3 protein-coding genes are annotated in these 1637 nt (G+C 61.4%); all 3 read left to right on the forward strand.

Features of this window, described 5'->3' with window-relative positions; translation table 11 throughout:
* On the forward strand, nucleotides 1-416 hold a 416-nt coding region (locus WBF74_RS09190), incomplete at its 5' end, for an FkbM family methyltransferase (protein ID WP_424438513.1).
* Nucleotides 417-568: 152 nt separating this feature from the next.
* Nucleotides 569-1243, forward strand: coding sequence for a ribulose-phosphate 3-epimerase (rpe, locus tag WBF74_RS09195; protein WP_424438516.1), 675 nt, complete (start codon nucleotides 569-571; stop codon nucleotides 1241-1243).
* Nucleotides 1244-1314: 71 nt separating this feature from the next.
* A partial coding sequence (locus WBF74_RS09200) for a hypothetical protein (protein ID WP_424438519.1) occupies nucleotides 1315-1637 on the forward strand: 323 nt, incomplete at its 3' end.

The following is a 1637-nucleotide window of genomic DNA, read 5'->3' on the forward strand; positions in this document are numbered from 1 at the left end:
AGAAGCGCGGCAGCGTGGGCTTTGGCCTTTCGCATCTGGGAGAGAGCAGGGCCGACCGTCAGACCATCCAGCAGGATGTGACGCTCACAACGCTTGATCTTTTTGCCGAAAAGAATGCCCTCAGCAGAATCGATCTGATCAAGGTGGATATAGAAGGCTGGGAGCATCACTTTTTGCGCGGAGCGATCGGGTCCATCGGAAAGTTTCGTCCCACGCTGATGCTGGAAGTGAGCGAGCCGGCCCTTCAGCGCGCCGGCTCGACGGGGCGCGCCATATTCGAGACGCTCGAACCCTTCGATTACGCAATCTTCAAGACATACGAGAACGACGCCTATCGGATGAAGAGGGTGGATGGCTATGACGGCTCCGCCGATTATGTGTTCGTTCCCTCGGAAAAAGCCTCGCTGCTGGGCTGAAATCCCGCGGGCCTCTCATATTGCCGCCAACATTTCCCCTGCGGCGGGCGCAGATTGTTGCGCCTCTTGAGGCTTGCTGTTAATCACTGGATCAAGCCTCCGGGCCGCCTCATGGCGGTGCCGGGCACCCCTTGCCATGAGAGCGCCACGCCATGAGCGGTAAAAAGAGCGGCATCAAGATTTCTCCCTCGATCCTCGCCTCCGATTTCGCACGGCTGGGCGAGGAAGTGCGGGCGATCACGCAAGCCGGTGCCGACTATATTCATGTCGATGTGATGGACGGCCATTTCGTGCCCAACATCACCATCGGCCCCGACGTGGTGAAGGCGCTGCGGCCCTGGTCGGACCGCGTGTTCGATGTGCATCTGATGATTTCGCCAGTCGATCCCTATATTGAAGCCTTTGCGAAGGCAGGTGCGGATATCATCACCTTCCACCCGGAAGCAGGCCCCCATCCCCATCGCACCATTCAGGCAATCAAGGCCGCGGGCTGCAAGGCGGGCCTCTCGCTTAACCCGGGCACGCCGCTCGAACTTCTCTGGCCGCTTCTTGGCGATATCGATCTCGTGCTTGTCATGTCCGTGAACCCCGGCTTTGGCGGACAGAGCTTCATTGAAAGCCAGTTGAAGCGCATCGAGATCATCCGCAAGCGGATCGATGAGGAAGGGCTTGATGTCGAGCTTGAAGTGGATGGCGGCATCAATTTCGAGACAGCGCCGCGCGCCATTGCTGCAGGTGCAACCGTTCTCGTCGCAGGCACCGCGACTTTCAAGGGCGGGCCTGAGGCTTACGCGAAGAATATTGCTACATTGCGCGGTAACATCTGAGTGCAGGCGCTGCGGCTGAAGCCCGGCGCGCATGAGTGTTCAAGGTCAGCTTGAGGGAAAGGGCCGCCTTCATGGCCGGTGCGCAAGAACGGAACGGAGAGAAAAGCGGGCGGGTCGCTGCGCGCTCCGTGCCGTCCGGAAACCGGCTGATCGATCTCGCCGGTGCCGCCCTCACCCGCACGCGCAACGCCGCGCTCGCCCGCATTTTCAACACATGGATTTACGGGCAGACGTTGCGCGGCCCCATGCCCGACCACATGGTGCTCTATCCGCCGGAACTGCGGCCGGGTCGGGCATCCGCTGCCGATGCGCTGTTTCAGGGCCGCTGGTATCTGCCGGGCGGTCAGGCGCGCGCGCCGGGCGGCTCCTCCCCCTTCGCGATTGAACCGCCAAG

Origin of the sequence: Parvibaculum sp., from assembly GCF_049672805.1 — a bacterium.
Lineage (GTDB): Bacteria > Pseudomonadota > Alphaproteobacteria > Parvibaculales > Parvibaculaceae > Parvibaculum.

Excerpts from the sequence above, each read along its gene's own strand:
- rpe (WP_424438516.1), top strand. The coding sequence starts at position 569 with ATGAGCGGTAAAAAGAGCGGCATCAAGATTTCTCCCTCGATCCTCGCC.